Raw genomic sequence first — 19838 nt, forward strand, 5'->3', positions numbered from 1 at the left:
CTCGCGGGGCCGCGTCGGTCAGGCGCTCTCCTGCCGGGCCTCCAGGACGATCTTGCGTTCGCCCAGCGGAGCCGCCAGCGTCACGTTGAGCGGCACGTCGCGGACCTCCTGGGTGCACACGCCGCCGCTGGGGGCGTAGTACGTGGTCACGAGGGTGATGATCACCTGGTCGGCCGCCTCGGCCGTGACCTCGGCGCTGGCCGTCTTGCAGCCGCCCGCCTGGCCGATCACCATCAGCGTCCTGCCGTCGGACCCGACCTGGACCTGCGACTTGTACGTCTCCGGCAGCACCGTGCCGTCGACGCGGGCGGGAGGCACCTCCGTCGGGCTGCCCGGCAGCGGTGTCGCGGACGACTGCGGCGGCTGGGACGGGACCTCGCTCTGACCCGGCGGGCGGACGGTCGACGACGGCAGCGTGGCCGAGCCCGGCGGGAGGCCGGAAGCCGGCGGCGAGACCGACCCGGACGTGGACGGGGCCGTGCTGGACGGTCCGCCCGCCCCGAACGGCTGGTCATCGCTACCGCACCCGGCCAGGGCACACAGTCCCACGGCGAGGGCGACGAGCACCTTGGCGTTCCTCATACCGCAAGGACGGTACAGGCGCCGTTCCGGTTGCAGGACCGGCGGGACAGGACAAAGCAGGACAGGAAACGCCCGGCCGACGGGGGGACGTCGGCCGGGCGTCGGGTCTACTTGACCTGCTTGGTGGTCAGCACGACGGTCCGCTCGGCCAGCGGCGCGTCGAGCTTCGCGGTCAGCGGGGGGAACCTGATGTCCATGGTGCACATCTGCTGCTCGGCGGGCAGCGTCTCGACCAGTTCGAGGTGCACGGAGGTCGCGGACTGCTCGACGACCTGGACGCCCACCTTGCTGCACCCGCCCTCCTGGCCGATCACGCCGACGACCGAGCCGTCGCCCTCGGTCCACACCGACCGCGGGTAGTCCTCGGGCAGCGCCGCCGCGTCGAGCTTCGTCTCGGGGACCGGCACGCCGCCGTTGGGCGGCGGCTCACCGGGGGCGATGTCGGGCGCGCTCGACGTGGGCGCGGGCGAGGAGGAGACGCTGAGCCCCGGTTCCGGCTTGGGGTCGCCGGCTCCGGCGCCGACCTGGGCCTGCGGGCTCGCGCACGCCGTCACCAGCAGGAGCAGGACACCGGCGCTGACTGCGGTTCGTAGGCTTCTCATGTGAAGAGGACGGAGCGACCCCGCTTGCGGGTTGCTCCGTCCTCTTCACAGTTACCGGTTCAGGTGATGCCCGATACCCGCACGGTTACCGGTTCAGGTGGTGCCTGATGCCCGTCACCGCGTGGCGGAGCGCGTCGAGACGGGGCTGCGAGGCGAGTCCCGCGTGGTAGAGGTGGAACTCCTCGACGCCCTCGTCCGCGTACCGCTTCCACTCGGTCAGCAGCGCCTCGCCGTCGACCGGCTTCGGCGGCAGGGCCAGCACGTAGCCCGCGATCCGCGCGTCGGGCCCGGCCACCTCGCGCAGCGCGCGGATGCCGGGGGTCGCCGCGTCGGCTCCGGGCCAGCAGAACACCGTGAGCACGTCGACGTCGGCGTCGACGGCGGGCGCGACGGTGGCGAACGGGCCGGTGGCCCACTCGTCGCCGGTGGCGTGCAGGGCGATCCGGATGCCCGGCGCCCGCTCGCGCACCAGCCCGACCAGGGTGCCGCGCAGGTCGCGGACGATGCCCGTGCGCACGGAGGACACCGGCTTCGCCAGGTCGCCGAGCGCTTCCCCCACGCTGGGCGCGGCCGTGTCGACGCCCGCGCGGACGGCGGCGCGCAGGTCGTCCACGTCGACGCCGGCGTCCTGGTAGAGCACCGCGCACGCGACGCAGAAGCACAGCGACAGCAGCTTCTGCTGGACCGGGTCCCAGTCGGCGCCGTCGGTCTTCTCGTGGTGGCCGCCGTGGAAGAAGCCGAGGGGGCCGCACGCCTCCAGCACGATCCCGTCCGGGCGCCCGAGGTCGAGGACCTCGGTCACGAGGGTGCGCGCGTACGCGACGACGTCGGGGTTCGCCGTGCACAGCGCGTACGGGTAGCGGTCACCGAAGGCGTTGACGACCGTCACGTCCGGGTGAAGGTCGCCCAGCCTGCTGCTGTGGGTCAGCACGGTCCACGCGTAGACCGGCAGTCCGACGGCGCGCAGCGCGTCCGCCGCGGCGCCGAAGGAGTTGTCACCGTCCACCCAGGACGGTTCGGCGGGCACGAGCCGCCCGCCGCTCCAGGCCTCGTCGCGCACCGGGAGGTAGAACGCCGCGTGCCGGGCGTCGACCATCCGGTGCTCCGGGTGGAGCGGGGTCGCGGCGCGGACGGTGTGGTAGGACGCCGCGAGCGCGACCGCGTCCACGCCGAGGTCGGCGTACCGCCGCGCCGCGAGGGGGTCGCCCACGACGTCCCACGGGTAGACGTGCGCGATGCTCGTTACCACCGGGGTCGTTTCCTCTCGTACGACGGGTCGAACCTCTGCATGTAGCCGGTGTCGTCGCGCTGGACGATGCCGCAGGTCCGGTAGTTCTCCGCGAGCCCGGCCAGCGCGTCGCGGTCCAGCTCGACGCCGAGGCCGGGTGCGGTCGGCACCGGGACGGCACCGTCCACGAAGGTCAGCGCGCCCGGCACGACGACGTCGTCGGCGGAGTTCCACGGGTAGTGCGTGTCGCACGCGTAGCTCAGGTTCGGCGTCGCGGCGGCGAGGTGGGTCATCGCGGCGAGGCTGATCCCGAGGTGCGAGTTGGAGTGCATCGACAGGCCGATGCCGAACGTCTGGCAGGTCGACGCGAGGTGGCGCGACCGGCTGAGCCCGCCCCAGTAGTGGTGGTCGGACAGGACGACCTGGAGCGCGTCGATCGCGACCGAGGGAGCGATGTGCTCGAACGCGACGACGTACATGTTGGTGGCCAACGGCATCGAGGCCTTGGCGGCCACCTCGGACAGGCCCTGGAGGCCCGGCGTCGGGTCTTCGAGGTACTCGACCACGCCGTCGAGGGCTTCGGCGACGCGGATCGACGTCTCCACCGACCAGGCCGCGTTCGGGTCGAGCCGCAGCGGCAGGTCCGGGAACGCCTCGCGCAGCGCGAGGATCGCGGCGACCTCCTCCTCGGGCGGGAACACGCCGCCCTTGAGCTTGATCGACCCGAACCCGTAGGAGTCGATGAGCCCGCGGGCCTGCGCCACGATCCCGGCCGGGTCGAGCGCCTCGCCCCACTCGTCGGGCTCGGCACCGGGGTGGCCCGCCCACTTGTAGAACAGGTACGCGCTGTACGGCACGGCGTCGCGGACGGCTCCGCCGAGCAGGTCCGACACCGGGCGGCCGAGCGCCTTGCCGCGGATGTCCCAGGTCGCGACCTCGAACGGCGAGTACACGCGGTCGACGGTGCCCTCGGCGGTGAGCGTGCCGGTGAGGCCGTGCCGGTCGTCGCCGGACCTGCCGCCCAGCACCTCGGCGACCTTCGCGTGCATCACGTTGAGCTGGTGCACGTCCAGGCCGATGAGCGCGGGCACGACCTGCTCCAGCTTGGCCAGGTGGCCGATGTCGCCGTAGCTCTCGCCGAGCCCGGAGATCCCCTCGTCGGTGTGCACCTCGACGATCGACCGCAGCGCCCACGGCTCGTGGACGCCCGCCGAGTTCAGCAGGGGCGGGTCGCGGAAGGCGACCGGGGTGATCGTGATGTCCGTGATCCTCATACCGCCAACGCCCTCCCGGCCGCGATGATCCGCTCCAGTTCCGCGACGTGCTCCTCCGACGGGTCGATGAAGGGTGGGCGCACCCCTCCGGCGTCCAGACCTCCCAGCTTGACCGCCGCCTTGACCAGCGCCACCGCGTACCCCGGCACCTTGTCGCGCAACTCGACCAGCGGCACGAAGAACTCGGTGAGGTAGCGGCGCACCAGCGCGGTGTCGTCGTCCTGGATCGCCTGGTAGAAGCCGAGCGAGATGTCCGGCGCGAACGCGAACACCGCCGAGGAGTACAGCTCGACGCCGATGCCGCGGTACGCGGGCACCGTCAGCTCGGCGGTCGGCAGGCCGTTGAAGAACTGGAACGGCTTCTGCACGCGGGCCCGCACCGCGAGCACGATCCGCTGGAGCTGGTTGATGTCGCCGAGGCCGTCCTTGAACCCGATGACGGTCGGCAGCGACGCCACCTCGACGGCCGTGTCCGGCGTGAACACCGCGTTGTTGCGCTGGTAGACGATCACCGGCAGGTCGGTCGCGGCGGCGACGTCGGCGACGTAGCGGACGAGTCCCCTGGCGGGGTTGGTCACCAGGTAGGGCGGCAGCAGCAGGAGCCCGTCCGCGCCCGCGCGGGCGGCGGCCCTGGCGAAGTCCTTGGCGATGGGCAGCGGACCGCCCGCGCCCGCGAACACCGGCACGCGGCCCGCCGTCGCCTCGACCGCGACGGCCACGGCGCGTTCGAACTCCTCGACGCCCAGCGCGTGGAACTCCCCCGTGCCGCAGGCGACGAAGACCGCGCCCGGCCCCGCCGACACACCGTGCTTGACGTGCTCAGCGAGCACGTCCTCGGCGATCTCCCCCGTCGGGTCGAACGGCGTTACCGGAAAGAACAGCACCCCATCGAGTTGCATAGACCTTCATCCCTTGATCGCTCCGGTGGTGATCCCACGCAGGAAAGACTTCTGCAGCGACAGGTACACGATCAGGCTCGGCACCAGCGCCAGCAACGCTCCGGCCAACACGATCCCCGGCCCGACCTCTTCATCGGACCTCAACGACAGCAGGGCGACGGTCAGCGTGTAGTCGGAAGGATCCGCGGCGACGATCAGCGGAAGCAGGTACTGCTCCCAGATCATGTTGAACCCGAACACGGCGACCACGCCGAGCGCGGGCTTGACCAGCGGCAGGATGATCTGCGCGAAGATCCGGAACTCCCCGGCGCCGTCGACCTTCGCGGCTTCCTCGAGCTCCAGGGGGATCTCCTTCATGAACTCCGTCATGACGAAGATCGAGAACCCCCACGCGCCCAGCGGCAGGATGACGCCGAGCAGGGTTCCCTTCAGGCTGATGTGCACGAGCGGGAGGTCGCCGATCACCAGGGACAGGGGGATGGCGATGACCTCCTCGGGCAGCATCATGGTGGTGAGGATCAGGAGCAGCACGACCGCCTGCCCCCGGAACTTCTTGCGCGCCAGCGCGTACGCGGCGAACACGCTCACCGCGAGCTGGAGCAGCAGCGCCCCGCCCGCGATGATCAGCGAGTTCGCCAGGTAGTGCCAGATGCCCTTGGAGCCCGCCGCCTCGAAGTTGACCATCGAGGGTTCGTCGGGCAGCACGGACAGCCGGGTCGGGTCGGGGTTGTGGTCGAACGCGCCGGAGAACACGGTGATCAGCGGGCCCGTGAACAGCAGCACGGCGCCGACGCTGAGCAGGATCCGGATGCCCCGGCTCAACCAGGCCTGACGGCCGGTCGACCACCCGAGCGCGGTGTCGCACCTGTCCGCGACGCTCACCTGGCCTCCTTCCTCCGCCGGTACAACTGGACCACGACCGTCAACACGAACGTGATCAGGAAGAGCACCACCGAGCCCGCGGACGCGACGCCGATCTCGTTGCGCTCGAAGGCGACGGTGAACACCCGCGTCATCCACACGTCGGTGGAGCCCGCGGGACCGCCGCCGGTCAGGACGTAGACCTCGGTGAACACCCGCAGGCCGCGGATGGACGCCAGGGTCAGCAGGATCGTGATCACCGGGCGCAGCGCGGGGAGCGTGATGTGCCGGACGCGCTGCCAGGTGTTCGCGCCGTCGATGGCGGACGCCTCGTACTGCTGCCGGTCGATGCCCGCGAGCCCGGCCAGGATCAGCACCATGTCGTACGGCGCGCCCTTCCAGATCCCGACGAACACGACGGACGCGAGCGAGGTGTCCGGGCTGTCGAGGAACGTCCACGGGCCGAGGCCCACGAACGACAGCACCGTGTTGACGAAGCCCTCGGGGGCGGGGAAGAACAGCAGCCGCCAGATCTCGCCGATGACGGCGGTCGCGGCGACCACGGGCAGGAAGACCGCGGACCGCACGAACCACAGGGACTTCGCGTGGCCCTCCAGCAGGAGGGCCAGCGCGAACCCGATCACCATCGAGCCGATCGTCTGGCCGGACGCGAGGACCAGCGTGTGGCCGATCGCGTCGCGGAACCGCTCGTCGCCCATGATCCGGGCGTAGTTGTCGAACCCCACCCACAGGTCGCCGAGGAACGGTCGGACCTGGTACGCGCTCAGGCGGATGCCCTCCGCCATCGGCAGGTACTTGAAGACGACGAAGATCAGCAGGGCCGGGGCCAGGAACAGCCACGGCGTGGAGCTGGGTCCCGTGAGGCGACGCCGGTGGCGCCGCCTCACGGGGTGGGAGCCGACGGCACCGCCGCCACTAGCCGCCGGTCCCACGTCTGTGGTGCCGCGGACGGGATTGGACACCGTCACTTGGACATTCCCTGTGCCTGCAACTCCTTCTCCAGGTTCTCGGCGAGGGTGCCGAGTTCGGCCTTGGAGTCGGGTCCGCACGTCGAGAGGATGGAGTTCAGCGTCTCGGAGAACTGCTGCCGGAACGGCTGGAAGTTCGGCACGCTGGAGAACGGCCGGGCGCTGTCGGCGTAGACCTTCGCGGTGGTCTCCCAGCGCGGGTCGTCGTAGACGGCCTTGACGTCGACCTTGCCGTTGACGGGGAGCCGGACCACGGGGGTCGGGTCGCCCTTCATGCCCGCCTGCTGCGCCTCGGCGCTGATCAGGTACTCGGCCAGCCGCTTCTGCGCGTCCGCCCTCGGCGAGCCCGCCATCAGGTAGATGTTCTCGCCCTCGCCGAGCACGGTGCCACCGGCCGGGCCCCTGGGGGCGGCGACGACCTCGTACCTGTCCTTGCCGAGGTTCTTGTCGAACCGGCCGAACATGTACGGGCCGGTCACGTAGATGCCGGTCTTGCCGGTCTCGAAGAACGCGTGCGCGTCGTTGGTCCCCGTGGTCAGCGCGCCGGGCTGGACCAGCTTGGGGTCGCCGCAGAACATCGTCTTCAGGTAGTCGACGGCCTTGACGGTCCCGTCGGAGTCGACCGCGACGCTGAACCTGTCGCCGTCCTGCTCGAGGATGTCGCCGCCGCCCTGCCAGACGAAGTTCGACGCCCACCAGCCGAGGTAGCCGCGGTCGGTGGTGCCGGGCACGAGCATCCCGTAGGTGTCGGCCGCGCCGTTGCCGTCCGGGTCGTCCTTCGTGAACGCCGCCGCGAGGTCGGTCAGCTCGTCCCAGGTCGTCGGCACGGGCTTGCCGACCTTCTCGCGCCAGTCCTTGCGGATCAGCGTGACCATCGCCTGCGTGGAGAACGGGATCGCGTAGTACTTGCCGTCCGACGCCCTGCCGTTGTCCCACGCCCGCTCGACGACGTCCGCGCCGCCCGCGACGCCCGCCTTGTCGATCTCGCCGACCAGGCCCTGCGAGGTGAAGACGCCCAGCGAGCCCGTGTCGGTGACGACCAGGTCGGGCAGGTCCTTCGACGCCGCGCGCTGCTGGATCTGCTTGTCGAAGTCCGCGAAGACCGGCTTGTAGTCGACCTTCACCCCGGTCTTGGCCTCGAAGTCCGTGAAGATCTTCGCGTAGACCTTCGCGGTGGCCTCCGTGCTGCGGGTCCACACCTCGAACGGCGCGTTCGGGTCCTGCGCGACCCCAGCGGCGCTCCCGCTGCTCGCGGGCGTCGCCGAGCCGCATCCAGCGAGCACGGCACCCACGGCGACCAGGGCGACAGCCGCGGTGCCGGACCGGGAACGGGGCATCTCACCCTCCAAGTTGTTCACATCCATGAAACGCAGTCGTACTTGTGAACCTGATGCCGGACTGTAAGAATCAGCACAGCAACGTGTCAAGAGCGTGTTGCCGGAATGTTTCCCTGGAGGACCTGGTGACCGAGGCCGCTTCGCCCACCCGTCCGGGGGCGGTGAAATCCGCCGACCGGACCGTCGAGCTGCTGGAAGTCCTCTCGGCTTCCGACCGCCGTCTCACCCTCACCGAGCTGCACCGCGAGCTCAGCTATCCCAAGTCGAGCCTGTACATGCTGTTGCAGACGCTGGTGAACCGCGGCTGGGTGGAGGTCGAACCGGACCGCGGCACCTACGGCATCGGCGTGCGCGCCCTGCTGGTCGGCACGTCCTACCTCGACCACGACCCCGTGGTGCGGGCCGCGATCCGCGTCATGGAGCAGGTCAGGCAGACCGTCAACGAGACGGTCCACCTCGCGCGCCTCGACGGCGCCGACGTGGTCTACCTCGCCAGCCGCGAGTCCGAGCACCACCTGCGGGTCGTCTCCAGGGTCGGCCGCAGGCTGCCCGCGCACTCCACCTCGCTGGGCAAGGCGGTGCTGTCGACCCGCACCCCGCAGGAGGTCGACGCGCTGCTGCCGGAGGAGCTGAAGCCGCTCACGCCGAACACCGTGGTCGAGCGCGGCCCGCTGCACGCGCAGCTCGCGGGCTTCCGCGCCCTGGGCTACGCCCACGAGCGCGAGGAGAACACCCCCGGCCTCGGCTGCTTCGCCGTCGCGCTGCCCTACCGCAACCCGGTGCTCGACGCCATGAGCTGCTCGGTCCCGCTGGGCAGGCTCGACGAGGACCACGAGCGCCAGGTCATCGGCGCGCTGCTCGACGCCGCCCGCACCATCACCGAGCTGCTCCGGCAGTTCGGCCGCTGACCGTCCACCACGCACACCCGGAGGGGTCCGACCCGTGACCGCACGAATCCTGATCACCGGCGCCGCCGGTGGGCTGGGCACGCTCATGCGCCCCCGGCTCGCCGTGGGCGACCGCGTCCTGCGCCTGCTGGACATCGCCGAGATCCCGGCGGCGGGCGACGGCGAGAACGTCGAGCTCGTCCAGGCGTCGGTGACCGACCTGGCCGCGATGGAGGCGGCGATGTCCGGTGTGGACGCCGTGATCCACCTCGGCGGGCACAGCCTGGAACGGCCGTGGGCGCAGATCCTCGACGTGAACATCAACGGCACGCAGGTCGTGCTGGAGGCCGCCCGCAGGCAGGGTGTGAAGCGCGTGCTGCTGGCCAGCTCCAACCACGCCGTCGGGTACGTGGAGCGCGCCGACGGCAACGCCGACGACTACCTGTTCCCCAGGCCGGACACCTACTACGGCGTCAGCAAGGTCGCGCTGGAGGCGCTGGGCAGCCTCTACGCCAACCGGTACGGGATGGACGTCGTCGCCATCCGCATCGGCTCGTGCTTCGAGAGGCCCAAGGACGCGCGGATGCTCGCGACGTGGCTCTCCCCCGACGACGCCGCCCGCCTGTTCGAGGCGTGCATCGCCGCGCCGAGCCCCGGCTTCCGGGTCGTGTGGGGCGTCTCGGACAACACCCGGCGCTGGTTCTCGCTCGACGAGGCGTACGCGCTGGGCTACGAGTCGAAGGACGACGCCGAGGCGTTCGCGTCCGAGGTGGACGCCCCGGACCCCGGTTCCCCGGCGCAGCAGTACCTCGGCGGCGCCTGGTGCGGCCCCGATTTCGACACCGCGGTGAAGGAGGCAGGTCAGTGATCGTGCAGGGCTACAACCCCCGGACCGGCGAGCCGATCGGCGAGCCCGTGGCCAAGACGGCGGACAGCGGGGTGGACGCCGTCGCGACGGCCGCCGCCGCCGCGTTCGAGGTCTGGTCGGTCACCCCGGCGACCGAGCGGGCGGTGGTGCTGGAGGCCGTCGCCGACGCGCTGGACGCCGGGTCGGAGCTGCTGATCGCGACCGCCGACGGCGAGACCGCGCTGGGCGTGCCCCGCCTGACCACCGAGCTGAAGCGCACCACCAACCAGCTCCGCCTGTTCGGCGAGGTGCTCCGCGAGGGCAGCTACGTCGAGGCGACCATCGACTCGCCCAACCCGGACATCATCCCGCCGCGCCCGAACCTGCGCCGCGTACTCCGTCCACTCGGGACGGTGGCGGTGTTCTCCGCGTCGAACTTCCCGTTCGCGTTCTCGGTCGCGGGCGGCGACACCGCGTCCGCGCTCGCGGCCGGCTGCGCGGTCGTGGTGAAGGCCCACTCGGCCCACCCCGGCACCTCGCGCGAGACCGCGCGGATCGTGACGGCGGCGCTGGCCGCGGCGGGCGCTCCCGAGGGCCTGTTCGGCATCGTCTACGGCACCCACGCCGGTGTGGCGCTGATCCAGCACCCGACCGTCCGCGCGGTCGGCTTCACCGGCTCGACCGGCGGTGGGCGCGCGCTGTTCGACATCGCCCAGGGCCGCCCCGACCCGATCCCGTTCTACGGCGAGCTGGGCAGCGTCAACCCGGCGGTCGTGCTGCCGGACGCCGCCGCCGCGCGGCCCGAGGAGCTGGCGACCGCGTTCGCGCAGTCGCTCACCATGGGCGTGGGCCAGTTCTGCACCAACCCCGGACTGCTGTTCGCGCCCGCCTCGCTGGTGCCGTTCCTGGGTGACGCCGTGGCCGCCAGCCACGGCGGGCCGATGCTGAACGAGCGCATGTGCGACTCCTACCGGTCGGGCACCGACGCGCTGGCCGCGGGCGACCTCGTGACCGACGTGTCGACCGGCGACCAGCCCGCCGACGGCTGGAGCGTCGCGCCCCGGCTGTTCAGCGTCCCGCTGGCGGCGTTCGCGGACAACCTGGAGAAGCTGACCGAGGAGCACTTCGGCCCCGCGGGCGTCGTCGTGACCTACGACGACCCGGCCGAGCTGCTGGCCGTGCTGCCGAAGCTGCCGGGCACCCTCACGGGCACCGTGCACGCCGACCCGTCCGAGCACGAGCTGGCGGGCCGGATCGCCGAGGTGCTCCGCCGCGTGGCGGGCCGCCTGGTCTTCAACGGCTGGCCGACCGGCGTCGCGGTGGCGTGGGCCATGCACCACGGCGGCCCGTGGCCGTCGACGACCAACCCGCTGCACACCTCGGTGGGCGCGACGTCGATCCGCCGCTGGATCGCGCCGGTGACCTACCAGTCCTGGCCGGACGAACTGCTGCCCGCCGAGCTGAAGGACGCCAACCCGCTGGGCATCCCCCGCCGGGTCGACGGCGTGCTCGGCACCCACTAGGAGCGCCGGCAGGCCCCCGTTCCCCGAGACGGGGGCCTGCCGTGCCCGTTCCGGACCCGGCACCCCGCGAGCACCCGCTACCGGTGCGGTCACCGCACTAGAGTCACCGGGAACCGACTCGTCGACGTCCCGGAGAGGTCATGCACATCGCGCAGGTCAGGCTGCGGAACATCAAGGGGTTCCACGGCGCCCGCGAGGTCGACCTCACGCTGACCGCTCCCGGCTGGACCGTGGTCGCGGGCCGCAACGGCTCCGGCAAGACCACCCTCCTGCGCGCCATGGCCCTGGCGATCAGCGGGCCCACCGTCGCGAACACGCTGGTCTCCGACTTCGAGAACTGGATCTCCACCGGCAGTCCGTCGGCCGACGCGGAGGTGCTGCTCACCCGCGACGCGCGGGCCGACCGGTTGACCGACTCCCTCTACAGCGGCTTCCCGCTCCAGGCCGTGCTGCGCTGGACGGCGCCCGCCGACGCCGACCGGTTCACCGGCAGCCAGCCTGACCTGGCGCCCGCCCACCACGACACCTCGGTGCTGGACGGCCCGTGGGAGCGCAACCCGAACGGGTGGTTCTGCGCGGCCTACGGCCCGTTCCGGCGGCTGACGGGCGGTGCGGGAGACGTCCAGCGCCTGATGGTCCGGCCGGGCCCGGTGGCCCGCCTCGCGACCCTCTTCCAGGAGGACGCCTCCCTCGCGGAGGGCGTGAGCTGGCTGATCAGGCAGCACCTGCGGGCGCTCGAAGGCCAGGACGGGGCTGAGGAGCTGAAGCTGACGGCGCTGGCGCTGCTCGCCGACGGGCTGCTGCCGGACCACTACCAGATCGACCACGTCGACTCCGAGGGCCTCTGGATCGTCGTCGGCGACCACCGGTTCCCGCTGCGGGAGATGAGCGACGGCTACCGCACGGTGGTCGCGCTGGTCGTGGACCTGCTCAAGCAGGTCCACCAGACCTACGGCACCCTGCGGGTCGACGGCCTCGCCGTGACGGCCCCCGGCGTGGTGATCATCGACGAGGTCGACGCGCACCTGCACGTGTCGTGGCAGCAGCGCATCGGCGGCTGGCTGAAGGCGCACTTCCCCAACATGCAGTTCATCGTGACGACGCACAGCCCGTACATCTGCCAGGCCGCCGACCCCGGCGGCCTGATCCGCCTGCCGGGCCCGACCGACGACGAGCCGCCCAGGGTCGTCGAGCAGGACCTGTACGAGCGCGTGGTGTTCGGCAGCGGTGACGACGCGGTGCTCTCGGAGCTGTTCGGCCTGGACTCGCCGTACTCGCGGGAGGCGGACCGGCTCCGCGCGGAACTCGTGGGCCTGGAGACAGCGGTGATCCTGGGGACCGCGACGGACGAGCAGTCGCGGCGGTACGACGAGCTGAAGACCCTGCTCACCAGCTCGCCGGTGGCGCGCGGCGGCGAGGTCGAGGCACGGCTCCACCTCCCCGACGCATGATCCCGATCACCCGATTACCGCTCCCGCACGACGTCGCCGACCGCCTGGACGAGTTGACCGCCGAGGTCGGGTCCGCCCACCGGGAGGAGCGCGCCGCCGCCGCTCGCGCGCTGTGGCGGCGCAGGGGCGTGCGGGAGGTCGTCCACCCGCCCCTGCGCCGGGTGCTGGCGGACATGGCGCCCGGACACGAGCGGTGCATGTACTGCGGGGACAGCCAGGGCACGGACATCGACCACTTCGAGCCGCTGGCGGGCAACCCGCTGCGCGCGTTCGACTGGCTCAACCACCTGCTCGCCTGCTCGACCTGCAACAGCAACCTGAAGCGGGACCGGTTCCCGGTGGACGCGCTGGGCGCGGCGCTGCTGATCGACCCCACGACCGAGGACCCGTTCGACCACCTGCTGCTGACCCCGTCGCTCGGGGTCTACCACGGCCTCACCGCGAAGGGCCGCGAGACGATCGAGGTCTGCGGGCTGAACCGGCCGGTGCTGACCAGGGGCCGCGTGCAGGCGCGCCGGGTCGTGGTGATGTGCCTGGAGAGGTGGGCGGCGGCCCGCGCGGCCGGGTCGGAGCCGGGTATGCGCGAGGCGGTCGTCACCGTCCGGGAGCAGCCGTTCGCCGACGTGTGCCAGTCGATGCTGCGCCTCGCGCTGAACCCGGCGGCGGAGAGGGTCCTGGACGTCGGCCCGCAGGTGCTGGACCTGCTGCGCACGGCCGACCTCCGGGACGCCCTACTGGCCTGACCCGGCCTGTCTCGCCCGGTACGCCTTCTGCTGGCAGGCGCGCGAGCAGTACTCCTTGGGCCTGCCGGTGGCGGGCTTCTCCACCGGTGTCCCGCACGTGACGCAACTGCTCACCGTTTCATCACGTCGCGGAGTTTCATCACGCCCCCGCACGAGCACCTCGATCCCGTCGAGGACCCGCCGCAGCCCGAACTCGAAGTCGTCCACCATCCCGTCGTACCCGCCGGACATCCACACGCGGGCCAGCGTCGGGTAGCGGTCCTCCGTGAGGTGCCCCCACAGCGAGACCCGCGACCCCCACCACTCCTCCATGCTCACGCCGGTGGTCCGCTCGGCCTGCTGCGCCTCCGCGGCCCGCCGGGCGGCGCCCTCGACGTACTGCGAGACCAGGTTGGCGACGGCCATGGTCTCCCGACCGCTGAGCCCGGTCCCCTCCAGCACGCGCAGCCGCGCCTCCAGCTCCGCCATGTAGTGCGGTCCCGGCACGCTCCGCGTGGACGTCACCTGCACCATCCACGGGTGCCGCTGGTAGAGCTCCCAGTCCTGCCTCGCGGAGAACGTCAGCCCGGCTCGCCAGTCGAGCCCGTGGTCGGGCAGCACGATCTCGGCCGCGGCGGCGTCCTGCATGAGGTCGAGCAGCTCGGCCTTGCCGGGCACGTACCGGTACAGGGACATGGTCGTGAAGCCGACCTTCTCCGCGACCCGCCGCATGGACAGCGCGGACAGGCCCTCCTCGTCGGCGACCTCGATCGCCGCGGCGACGACGCCGTCCAGGGTCAGCGCGGGCTTGGGCCCGCGACCGGGCTGGGGCTTCTCACCCCAGAGCAGTTCGACGCTGCGTTCAGGATCACCCGCTTCCAGGACCACCCTCGACTCCTCCCACCTTGACACAGGGGCACCAAACTGTCTATACAGTACACAGGGTGTACGACATACACAGTTTAGGAGGTTGTCGTGAGCTCACCTGTTCTCTTCGCTGAAGGCCTCCGCAAGCGGTTCGGCGGGTACTACGCACTGGACGGATTCGACCTGTCGGTCCCAGCGGGCACGGTGTGCGGGCTACTCGGCCCGAACGGCGCAGGGAAGACGACGGTGCTCCGCATCCTGTCCACCCTCATGCGACCCGACGGGGGCCGCGCCACGGTCAACGGGTTCGACGTCGCACGGCAAGCGTCGGAGGTCCGCAACCACATCGGCATGATCGGTCAGCAGTCCACCGTCGACGACATCCTCACCGGACGCGAGAACCTCGCGCTCTGGGGCAGGCTCTACCACCTGAGCGCGGCCAACGCGCGGCGTCGCGCCGACGAGCTGCTGGAGCAGTTCGGCCTCACCGCCGCGGGCAGCAAGCAGGTCAAGCACTACTCGGGCGGTATGCGCCGCAGGCTCGACCTCGCGTCGAGTTTCATCACGGCACCCAGCGTCATGTTCCTCGACGAACCGACCGCGGGCCTGGACCCCCGCAACCGCATCGAGATGTGGTCGGCGGTCCGCGCCCTCGCCCTGGGCGGCACGACCGTGCTGCTCACCACCCAGCTCCTCGACGAGGCGGACCAGCTTGCCGACCAGATCGTGCTGATGGACGGGGGCCGCGAGATCGCCAGCGGCACGCCGGACGAGCTCAAGGCCCGCACCGGCGGCGACTGGATCGACGTCACCGTCCGCAGCATCTCCGAGATCCCGGCCGCGGCGGGCGCGATGGCCCGCGCCGCGGGCGGCAAGCTCCAGACCACCCCGGCCGAGAACCGGGTCAGCGCGGCCGTGGCCAACCGGCAGCACGCGCTGACCGACGTCACCCGAGCCCTGCACGCCGCGGGGATCGACGCGGAGGACGTGACGCTGCGCAGGGCGACCCTCGACGAGGTCTTCCTCCTGCTCACCGGACACGACGCCGAAGGGGAGGAAGCATCGTGAGCCTGACCCTGCCCCCCATCACCCCGGCACCGATGCCGAGGGCGCCCCGCAGCGTGGTGCAGCGCCTGCGGTGGCTCGTCAGCGACTCGTGGAACGTCGCGTCCCGCGACCTCATCCACTGGATCCGGCAGCCCGTCCGGCTCTTCAGCAGCGTCATGTACCCGGTCGTCTCGATCCTGGTCTTCGGCTACGTCTTCGGCAACGCGGTCATGGTCGTCGGCGGGTGGAACTACCGGGAGTTCCTGATGCCCGGCCTGTTCGGCCAGAGCATCGTGCTCGGCGTCGGCGTCACGCTGGTGGCCATCGCCGAGGACACGAACCGGGGCGTCAACAACAGGTTCCGGACCATGCCGATGTCCCGCGCCGGGTACCTGGCGGGTCGCAGCATCGCGGACCTGCTGAACTCCACGCTGGACATCGTGGTGCTGATGCTGTGCGGCGTCGCCGTCGGCTGGACGTGGCACCTCGGGTTCGGCAACGTGGTCATCGCGTTCGGGCTGCTGATGCTGCTGCGGGTCGCGATGATCTGGCTGGGGATCTACCTCGGGCTGATCATCAAGCCGGAGAACACCTCGGTCGTGTGGACGGTCCTGCTGCCGCTGACGATGTTCTCGGACACGTTCGTGGCGCCGCAGATGATGCCCGCGTGGCTGGGGACCATCTCGGAGTGGAACCCGCTGTCGGCCACGGTCGGCGCGATCCGGGAGCTGTTCGGCAACCCCGGCTGGCCGGGCGACTCGTGGGTGTCCACGCACTCGATGCTGATGGCCGTGCTGTGGCCGTTGGCGATCATCGCGGTGTTCTGGCCGCTGTCCGTCCGCCGCTACCGCAGCATGAGCTGACCCCCACCGCTCCCCGACCCCGTCGCCGCCGCACCGGTTTGCCACCGGTGCGGCGGCGACGGTCGTCGTACCACCTGGTCAGGGGACTGGAAGAACAAATCGGGCGAAAATGTCGGTGCGTGGGCCCATCATGTGCGCATGGCAGACGCGATCGTGGCCGAGGGACTGGTCAAGAGGTACGGGTCCGTCGTCGCACTGGACGGGCTCGACCTGGTGGTGCCCGAGGGCAGCATCATGGGGTTGCTCGGACCCAACGGCGCGGGCAAGACGACTGCGGTGCGGGTGTTGACCACGCTGCTGGAGTTCGACGCGGGCAGGGCCGCCGTGGCCGGGCTCGACGTGGTGCGGGACGCGCGGGAGCTGCGGCGGCGGATCGGGCTGTCCGGTCAGTACGCGGCCGTCGACGAGACGCTGACGGGGTTCGAGAACCTCGACATGGTGGGGAGGCTGTACCACCTGGGGCGGCAGCCCAGCCGGGAGCGGGCGCGGGAGCTGCTGGAGCGCTTCGACCTCGTCGACGCCGCCGACCGGCAGGTGAAGGGGTACTCCGGCGGGATGCGGCGGCGGCTCGACCTCGCCGCGGCGCTGGTGGCCAAACCCGTCGTGCTGTTCCTGGACGAGCCGACGACCGGGCTCGACCCGCGCAGCAGGCTGGGCATGTGGGACGTGATCGAGGAGCTCGTGGCCGGGGGCACGACGGTCCTGCTGACCACGCAGTACCTGGAGGAGGCCGACCGGCTGGCCGACCAGATCGCCGTGATCGACCACGGCCAGGTGATCGCCGAGGGCACCTCCGACGAGCTGAAGGCCCAGGTCGGCGGCGAGCGGCTGGAGCTGACCGTCGGGTCCTCCCGCGACGTGGCGTCGACCCGGTCCGCGCTCGCCCCGCTCGCCATCGCGGAGATCTCCGTCGACGAGCGGAGCAACCACGTGGTGGTGCCGGTGTCGGGCGGGGCGGACCTGCTCGTGGAGGCCGTGCGGCTGCTCGACGGCGAGTCGATCAAGGTGTTGGACATCGGCCTGCGGCGGCCGACGCTGGACGACGTGTTCCTGACGCTGACGGGGCACGCGGCGCAGGACGGGCAGACCGATGAGGAGCGTGGCGCGTGAACGGGTTCGTCGAGGCACTGGCGGACGGGGCGGTCGTCGCCAAGCGCAACCTGATCAAGGTGAAGCGGGTGCCGGACCTCATCGTGTTCGCGACCCTCTCGCCGATCATGTTCGTGCTGCTGTTCGCGTACGTGTTCGGCAGCGCCATCGAGATCCCCGGCATGAACTACCGGGAGTTCCTGATGGCCGGGATCTTCGCCCAGACCGTGGTGTTCGGGGCGACCATCACCGGCACCGGGCTGGCCGAGGACATGCAGAAGGGCATCATCGACCGGTTCCGGTCGCTGCCGATGGCCCGGTCCGCCGTGCTGATCGGGCGGACCACCAGCGACCTGCTCAACAACGTGATCGTCATCGTGGTGATGTCGGTGACGGGGCTGATCGTGGGGTGGCGGATCCACTCGTCGTTCCTGGAGGCGCTGGCCGGGTTCGGCGTGATGCTGCTGTTCGCCTACGCCATCTCCTGGGGGATGGCCGTGGTGGGGCTCGCCGTGCGGTCGCCCGAGGTCGTGAACAACGCGTCGTTCATCGTGATCTTCCCGTTGACGTTCATCGCGAACACCTTCGTGGGGACGACGAACCTGCCGGGGCCGTTGAAGGCCTTCGCCGAGTGGAACCCCATCTCCGCCGTCACGCAGGCCGCTCGGGAGCTGTTCGGCAACACCAACCCGCAGTTCCCCGCGCCGGACGTGTGGCCGTTGCAGCACCCCGTGCTGGCCTCGGTGCTGTGGAGCCTGGTGATCCTCGCGGTGTTCATCCCGCTGGCGATCCGGCAGTACCGGAAGGCCGTGAGCCGTTGACCGAGGCGAAAGTCGTTAGGCGGTAAGGAAAACTCCACCTAGCCTTGGTCCATGGCACCTATCACGGTCCCCGGAGACGGGGTCGACATTCGCCTGTGGACCCGGCCCGAGGAGGTCGAGGAGCAGGCGATGCGGCAGTTGCGGAACATCTCCGCGCTGCCGTGGGCCGTCAAGCACGTCGCCGTGATGCCGGACGTGCACTTCGGGCGCGGGGCGACGGTGGGCTCGGTCATCGCGCTGCGCGACGCCGTGTCGCCCGCCGCCGTCGGCGTCGACATCGGGTGCGGCATGACGGCCGTGCGGACGTCGCTGACGGCGTCGGACCTGCCGGACGACCTGCGCTCCCTGCGGAGCCGGATCGAGGCCGCCGTGCCCGTGGGCTTCCACCAGCACGACGAGCCCGCCTTCGGCGACGGCGACGCGCGCGACTGGGAGGCGTTCTGGCGCGGCTTCGACGACCTGACGCCCGCCGTGCACGCGCGCGCCGAGAAGGCGCTGCGGCAGATCGGGACGCTGGGCGGGGGCAACCACTTCCTGGAGGTGTGCCTGGACGAGGGGCAGCGGGTCTGGGTGATGCTGCACTCGGGGTCGCGCAACATCGGCAACGAGCTGGCGCAGCACCACATCGCGGTGGCGCGGAAGCTCGCGCACAACGCCGAGCTGACGGACCCGGACCTCGCGGTGTTCCTCGCGGGCACGCCGGAGATGGCCGCCTACCGGCACGACCTGTACTGGGCGCAGGACTACGCGCGGCGCAACCGGTCGGTGATGCTGCGCCTGGTGTGCGACGTGGTGCGCGCCGAGTTCGAGCACGTGCGGTTCGACGAGCCGATCAGCTGCCACCACAACTACGTGGCGGAGGAGACGCACTTCGGCGAGGACGTGCTCGTGACGCGCAAGGGCGCGATCCGGGCCGGGCGCGGCGAGTTGGGGATCATCCCCGGCTCGATGGGGACGGGGTCCTACATCGTGCGCGGGCTCGGCAACCCCGAGTCGTTCCAGTCCGCGTCGCACGGCGCCGGGCGGAAGATGTCGCGGACGAGGGCGAAGAAGTTGTTCACCGCCAAGGACCTCGCCGAGCAGACGGCTGGTGTCGAGTGCCGAAAGGACGCCGGGGTGGTGGATGAGATCCCCGGTGCCTACAAGGACGTGGACGAGGTCGTCGCCCTCCAGTCGGACCTCGTCGAGGTCGTGGCGAAGCTGAAGCAGGTCGTGTGCGTGAAGGGGTGATCACGCTCCGCTGAAGGCGCGTCGGCGGCCGGGAGGCGGCCGATGCGCCTTTTGCGTTCGGGCGTTGCTCCATCCGCAACTCGGATGTTTATCCCTGCGGCACAAGGGAACCCAGCCTCCATCAACTCCCCCCAGACCAAAGGAGGCTGCGATGTCCACCGGCGCCATCATCGGCATCGTCGTCGTGCTGGTCGTACTGGCTGTGATCGCAGTCCTGCTGAACAGGTACCTCCAGCGGAAGCGGCTGCAGGACAGGTTCGGCCCGGAGTACGACCGCACGGTGCAGGGCAGCGAGAACCGCACGGCCGCGGAGCGTGAACTGGTCGAGCGCCAGAAGAAGCACGCGGAACTCGAACTCCGCGAGCTGAGCCCCCAGTCGCGGGAGAGCTACGGCCGCCACTGGGCGCGGATCCAGGAGCAGTTCGTCGACACGCCCGCGGGCGCCGTGGCCGAGGCCGACGTCCTCGTCACCGACCTGATGTCCGAGCGCGGCTACCCCACCGGCAGCTACGAGAAGCAGGCGGAGCTCCTCTCCGTCGAGCACTCGCGCACGCTGGAGCACTACCGCTCCGCGCACGAGATCTCGCAGCGCGACCAGTCCGGTGACGCGACGACCGAGGACCTCCGGAACGCGATGGTCCACTACCGCACCTTGTTCCAGGACCTGCTCGGGAGCACCGACGACCGGGCCCACGACGACCGGGCCCACAAGGCCTGAG

Annotated in this window: 20 protein-coding genes; 11 read left to right on the top strand and 9 right to left on the bottom strand. The window is 71.1% G+C overall.

Going from position 1 to position 19838, the window contains the following annotated elements; genetic code table 11:
• Positions 1–18: 18 nt before the first annotated feature.
• The 8 genes from AC156L_RS16930 to AC156L_RS16965 form a co-directional block, all read right to left on the bottom strand.
• The gene (locus AC156L_RS16930; RefSeq protein ID WP_330876936.1) at positions 19–582 is read right to left on the bottom strand and encodes a hypothetical protein; all 564 of its coding nucleotides are present in this window, start codon (positions 580–582) and stop codon (positions 19–21) included.
• Positions 583–689: 107 nt separating this feature from the next.
• A complete protein-coding gene (locus AC156L_RS16935; protein WP_330876935.1) occupies positions 690–1184 on the bottom strand; it encodes a hypothetical protein in 495 nt (164 codons plus the stop codon).
• A gap of 85 nt (positions 1185–1269) precedes the next feature.
• On the bottom strand, positions 1270–2433 hold the full coding sequence (locus tag AC156L_RS16940) for a hypothetical protein (protein WP_330876934.1): 1164 nt from the start codon (positions 2431–2433) through the stop codon (positions 1270–1272).
• On the bottom strand, positions 2427–3686 hold the full coding sequence (locus AC156L_RS16945; RefSeq protein WP_330876933.1) for a glucarate dehydratase family protein: 1260 nt from the start codon (positions 3684–3686) through the stop codon (positions 2427–2429). The genes AC156L_RS16940 and AC156L_RS16945 overlap by 7 nt, the downstream gene beginning before the upstream one ends.
• Positions 3683–4585 (bottom strand): 5-dehydro-4-deoxyglucarate dehydratase, encoded by a 903-nt coding sequence (locus AC156L_RS16950; RefSeq protein ID WP_330876932.1) that lies wholly within the window; start codon positions 4583–4585, stop codon positions 3683–3685. Before AC156L_RS16950 ends, AC156L_RS16945 begins: the two co-directional genes overlap by 4 nt.
• 6 nt (positions 4586–4591) lie before the next feature.
• Positions 4592–5467, bottom strand: a complete 876-nt coding sequence (locus AC156L_RS16955; RefSeq protein WP_330876931.1) for a carbohydrate ABC transporter permease — start codon at positions 5465–5467, stop codon at positions 4592–4594.
• Complete coding sequence (locus AC156L_RS16960; protein ID WP_330876930.1) at positions 5464–6354, bottom strand: carbohydrate ABC transporter permease; 891 nt, start codon at positions 6352–6354, stop codon at positions 5464–5466. Before AC156L_RS16960 ends, AC156L_RS16955 begins: the two co-directional genes overlap by 4 nt.
• A gap of 77 nt (positions 6355–6431) precedes the next feature.
• On the bottom strand, positions 6432–7772 hold the full coding sequence (locus AC156L_RS16965; protein ID WP_330876929.1) for an ABC transporter substrate-binding protein: 1341 nt from the start codon (positions 7770–7772) through the stop codon (positions 6432–6434).
• 125 nt (positions 7773–7897) lie between these two features.
• On the opposite strand from AC156L_RS16965, the gene AC156L_RS16970 reads away from it, so the two are divergent.
• The 5 genes from AC156L_RS16970 (at position 7898) to AC156L_RS16990 (ending at position 13223) form a co-directional block, all read left to right on the top strand.
• Positions 7898–8680 carry an IclR family transcriptional regulator gene (locus tag AC156L_RS16970; RefSeq protein ID WP_330876928.1) on the top strand — a complete coding sequence of 261 codons (783 nt, stop codon included), beginning with the start codon at positions 7898–7900 and terminating at the stop codon, positions 8678–8680.
• A 34-nt stretch (positions 8681–8714) separates the two neighbouring features.
• Positions 8715–9527 carry an NAD-dependent epimerase/dehydratase family protein gene (locus AC156L_RS16975; RefSeq protein WP_330876927.1) on the top strand — a complete coding sequence of 271 codons (813 nt, stop codon included), beginning with the start codon at positions 8715–8717 and terminating at the stop codon, positions 9525–9527.
• Positions 9524–11029 (top strand): aldehyde dehydrogenase (NADP(+)), encoded by a 1506-nt coding sequence (locus AC156L_RS16980; protein ID WP_330876926.1) that lies wholly within the window; start codon positions 9524–9526, stop codon positions 11027–11029. The genes AC156L_RS16975 and AC156L_RS16980 overlap by 4 nt, the downstream gene beginning before the upstream one ends.
• A gap of 140 nt (positions 11030–11169) precedes the next feature.
• Entirely contained in the window at positions 11170–12480 is a 1311-nt protein-coding gene (locus AC156L_RS16985; protein ID WP_330876925.1) for an AAA family ATPase, read from the top strand.
• On the top strand, positions 12477–13223 hold the full coding sequence (locus tag AC156L_RS16990; protein WP_330876924.1) for an HNH endonuclease family protein: 747 nt from the start codon (positions 12477–12479) through the stop codon (positions 13221–13223). Before AC156L_RS16985 ends, AC156L_RS16990 begins: the two co-directional genes overlap by 4 nt.
• Here AC156L_RS16990 and AC156L_RS16995 read toward each other — a convergent pair.
• Positions 13212–14090: a TetR/AcrR family transcriptional regulator gene (locus tag AC156L_RS16995; RefSeq protein WP_330876923.1), complete on the bottom strand. Its 879-nt coding sequence runs from the start codon at positions 14088–14090 to the stop codon at positions 13212–13214. The two genes, AC156L_RS16990 and AC156L_RS16995, sit on opposite strands and share 12 nt — an antisense overlap.
• Positions 14091–14177: 87 nt before the next feature.
• On the opposite strand from AC156L_RS16995, the gene AC156L_RS17000 reads away from it, so the two are divergent.
• The 6 genes from AC156L_RS17000 (at position 14178) to AC156L_RS17025 (ending at position 19837) form a co-directional block, all read left to right on the top strand.
• Positions 14178–15137, top strand: coding sequence for an ATP-binding cassette domain-containing protein (locus tag AC156L_RS17000; protein ID WP_330876922.1), 960 nt, complete (start codon positions 14178–14180; stop codon positions 15135–15137).
• Complete coding sequence (locus tag AC156L_RS17005) at positions 15134–15979, top strand: ABC transporter permease (protein ID WP_330876921.1); 846 nt, start codon at positions 15134–15136, stop codon at positions 15977–15979. Before AC156L_RS17000 ends, AC156L_RS17005 begins: the two co-directional genes overlap by 4 nt.
• A gap of 138 nt (positions 15980–16117) precedes the next feature.
• Positions 16118–17089: an ATP-binding cassette domain-containing protein gene (locus AC156L_RS17010; RefSeq protein ID WP_330876920.1), complete on the top strand. Its 972-nt coding sequence runs from the start codon at positions 16118–16120 to the stop codon at positions 17087–17089.
• Positions 17086–17889, top strand: a complete 804-nt coding sequence (locus tag AC156L_RS17015; RefSeq protein ID WP_330876919.1) for an ABC transporter permease — start codon at positions 17086–17088, stop codon at positions 17887–17889. The genes AC156L_RS17010 and AC156L_RS17015 overlap by 4 nt, the downstream gene beginning before the upstream one ends.
• A gap of 51 nt (positions 17890–17940) precedes the next feature.
• On the top strand, positions 17941–19119 hold the full coding sequence (locus AC156L_RS17020) for an RtcB family protein (protein ID WP_330876918.1): 1179 nt from the start codon (positions 17941–17943) through the stop codon (positions 19117–19119).
• Positions 19120–19270: 151 nt separating this feature from the next.
• The gene (locus AC156L_RS17025) at positions 19271–19837 is read left to right on the top strand and encodes a hypothetical protein (RefSeq protein WP_330876917.1); all 567 of its coding nucleotides are present in this window, start codon (positions 19271–19273) and stop codon (positions 19835–19837) included.
• Position 19838: the final 1 nt, after the last annotated feature.

Source organism: Umezawaea sp. (assembly GCF_057122925.1).